This is a genomic window from Kaistella sp. (assembly GCF_041824135.1).
Taxonomy (GTDB): domain Bacteria; phylum Bacteroidota; class Bacteroidia; order Flavobacteriales; family Weeksellaceae; genus Kaistella.
This window is the reverse complement of sequence record NZ_JBGZYM010000097.1, coordinates 1-2,986: the sequence shown is the minus strand read 5'-3', so window position 1 is coordinate 2,986 and position 2,986 is coordinate 1. Positions and strand designations below refer to the sequence as shown.

3 protein-coding genes and 1 pseudogene are annotated in these 2,986 nt (G+C 34.8%); 3 read left to right on the top strand and 1 reads right to left on the bottom strand.

All coding sequences use genetic code 11. From position 1 onward, the window contains the following. The 3 genes and pseudogenes from ACEYOS_RS12500 to ACEYOS_RS12490 form a co-directional block, all read left to right on the top strand. Window positions 1-288 (top strand): annotated as a pseudogene (locus tag ACEYOS_RS12500) (IS110 family transposase); the annotation flags it as partial. Window positions 289-418: 130 nt separating this feature from the next. Continuing rightward, the gene (locus tag ACEYOS_RS12495; RefSeq protein WP_065722184.1) at window positions 419-1,279 is read left to right on the top strand and encodes an AraC family transcriptional regulator; all 861 of its coding nucleotides are present in this window, start codon (window positions 419-421) and stop codon (window positions 1,277-1,279) included. 100 nt (window positions 1,280-1,379) lie between these two features. After that, the gene (locus ACEYOS_RS12490; RefSeq protein WP_065722183.1) at window positions 1,380-1,673 is read left to right on the top strand and encodes a putative quinol monooxygenase; all 294 of its coding nucleotides are present in this window, start codon (window positions 1,380-1,382) and stop codon (window positions 1,671-1,673) included. A gap of 94 nt (window positions 1,674-1,767) precedes the next feature. On the opposite strand, the gene ACEYOS_RS12485 is transcribed toward ACEYOS_RS12490, so the two are convergent. Continuing rightward, a complete protein-coding gene (locus tag ACEYOS_RS12485) occupies window positions 1,768-2,940 on the bottom strand; it encodes an IS91 family transposase (RefSeq protein WP_373748091.1) in 1,173 nt (390 codons plus the stop codon). Window positions 2,941-2,986 lie beyond the last annotated feature (46 nt).

The window sequence follows — 2,986 nt, the reverse complement described above, 5'->3', positions numbered from 1 at the left end:
TTAAGAAATGCAGCAAATGCGATTGGTAATTTAAAAGATTCCACACCATTATCGGATTTTTTCAAGCGAATCAATTTTAGAAAAGGCAGAGTATCTGCAATCTCAGCAACTGCAAGGAAATTAGCAATCATTATTTGGAATATGGTCGTTAAAAATCAATCCTACGTCAATCCTGAAGGCTACTTATTTTTGGACGAAAAAAGAAAGCTAGGTTTAGTAAAAAGGATTCAAAAGCAAATTACTAAATTTGGTCTGACTAATGAAGATATCAGTTTCGCAACTAGCTGATTGTAAGTAAGAAATAAAAACGTTAGTCAGAAGGCTAAACGACCTATTCATCCAAACTTTAGCAAACAATTTTTGAAATAGAAATGTAATATATTTACAATTCCAAAATGTTTTTTAAAACAACACTATTATGGACATTACAAATTTTCCAGAAGATTTATTTGAAAATAACTACACGGACACTTCAGACCTGCAAATTGCTAATTACGAAGTATATAAACATGTTTCCAAAAATAAGATTAACCTAAACAAAAATGTATTCAGTTTTTTGTTGGATGGACAAAAGGACATTCACTTTTCTAATGACATCGTTTCGATAAATCCTGCACAATCCTTACTTCTTGCATCGGGGAATTTTTTAACAACAGAAATTGTAGGGGCAAATAGTTATAGTTGCCTACTCTTTTTCTTTTCTCAAAAAAACATTAATGATTTTTTATTGAAATATGGGCATTTATTTAACCCAAAAGACTTAAATAAAACAACGAACAATAGTCCCTATTTCCTTATCAAAAAAGACAATTTTATTATCCATTTTATTAATTCTATTCAACAAATTTATGGCTTGAATCAAACAATCTCACAAAAGATTCTGGAATTGAAATTTGAAGAAATTATGCTATATCTGGCTGATAAGTATGGGCAAAGTTTTTTTGTTTATCTACATTCATTATTAATCAATGAAAGAGAATTATCTTTTAAAATGGTCATTGAAAAAAATCTGTACACGAGTTTGAATATTGACGAGGTTGCTTTTCTATGCAACATGAGCCTGTCTACTTTTAAGCGGAAATTTTTACAATTATATCAAGAGTCTCCAGGAAAATGGTTTCAACTAAAACGGCTCAACAAAGCCAAAAAATTATTGCTTAATAATGAAGCAACCCCATCAGAAATCTATATGGACTTTGGTTATGATAGCTTATCAAATTTTAGCACAGCCTTTAAAAATGAATTTGGTTACAGTCCAAAAAACATGATGAAAACTTGACCTTTTTTCATAAGTTTTTGAACTAAATAAAAAAGCACCACAAGTTTAAAGGTGCTACATTTGTTAAAACAAAATTGGTTTAATTTAAAAATAAAAAGACATGAAAAAATTAGGATTATTAGTTCGACTAGAAGCAAAAGCAGGAAAAGAAAAAGATGTTGAAGCCTTTATCACAAGTGCATTGCCACTTGCTAATGAAGAAACGGGTACTATTACATGGTATGCGTTCCGTATTGACGCTTCTACATTTGGCATTTTTGACACTTTTTCAGATGAAGAGGGCAGAGAAGCACATCTTGGTGGTAAGATTGCAAAGGCGTTAATGGAAAATGCACCTGAATTGTTGGCTACTGCACCATCTATTGAGAAATTGGATGTTTTAGCGGCTAAATAAATACACCACAATTATTATAAAATGGCTGCCTGTCAAAGTTCTGTAAAGGAATTTGGACAGGCTGCCTTTGTTTACAAAACAGCTTGATAATAAATTAAGCGTAGAATGACGAAGAAGCCCAGCACACAATAACTAAGCTTTCGTTTTGTCTGAAAGACAAGAAATGAAAGCCTGTTGAACGAAAATCCTGAGGTGGGCCACGTTGTCCGAAAAGTGCGATGGTGATTAAATTTCCTTCCTTGCAACACCGACATTTTTTAAGCAAAGTTTTCGGTTTTACTTCTGTAATCTGGATTTTTAAATCTGATTGTAAATCCTGAAGTTTCCCGCGTTTCCAGGAGCTGCTCAAAATTCCGTAATGCCTTATTCTTACAAACCTTCGAGGCAAAATATGAAGACTAAATCTGCGCAAAAATTCAGTATTCGATAAAGTCATTTCCTTTTTCTGACCTTCTTTGCGATAATCTTTGTACCCAAAACGAACTTCATGATCCGTAACTTCTTTGATGCGATGATTGCTAATGGCAACTTTGTGCGTATATCTTCCCAAATATTCGATCACTTGTTTTGGTCCGCCAAAAGGTCTTTTGGCATAAACGACCCAGTTTTTGGTGAAGAGTTTGTCCATTAAATACTGGTCTTTAATTCCGGAAGCTCTTAATAAAGCCACGAACTTTGCGCGGAAAACTTTGCTCATCGCTTTTACACAGAAGAGATATTTATCGGTTCTCATTTTCTTTTTCCATTTTCCATTGTGATCAATTCCACCACCTGGAACGATGCAGTGTAAATGAGGATGAAGACTCAGATTCTGTCCCCAAGTATGCAAAATCGCAATCATTCCGAGTTGCATCTGTTCTGTTTTACCAAACTGATTTAAAGTTGCCCAAGCTGCTTCAAATAAGGTTTTATACAATAATGCCGGTTGAGAGATCGCCAAACCATTCAACTCTTCAGGAAGCGTAAAAACCACGTGGTAATAACTGCACGGCAATAATTCCTGCTCGCGTTTCTGGATCCATTCTTCTTTTTTATGACCTTGACATTGTGGACAATGCCGATTACGACAGGAGTTGTAACTGATGGAAAGATTTCCGCAACCATCACACGCATCAATGTGACCGCCCAAAGCAGAAGTTCTGCAATACGATAAAGCCCGAAGCGTTTTCTCCTGATGAACCGTAAAATTCTGAGCCGATAAATTGATTTTGCGAAGAACGTCGGCAACGCTTCCGCTTTGTTTATTTACCTTACTTCGGGTTTCCATTTTTACTGCATAAAGCAAAAACGGTATCCAAAGGGCTGTGCGGTTT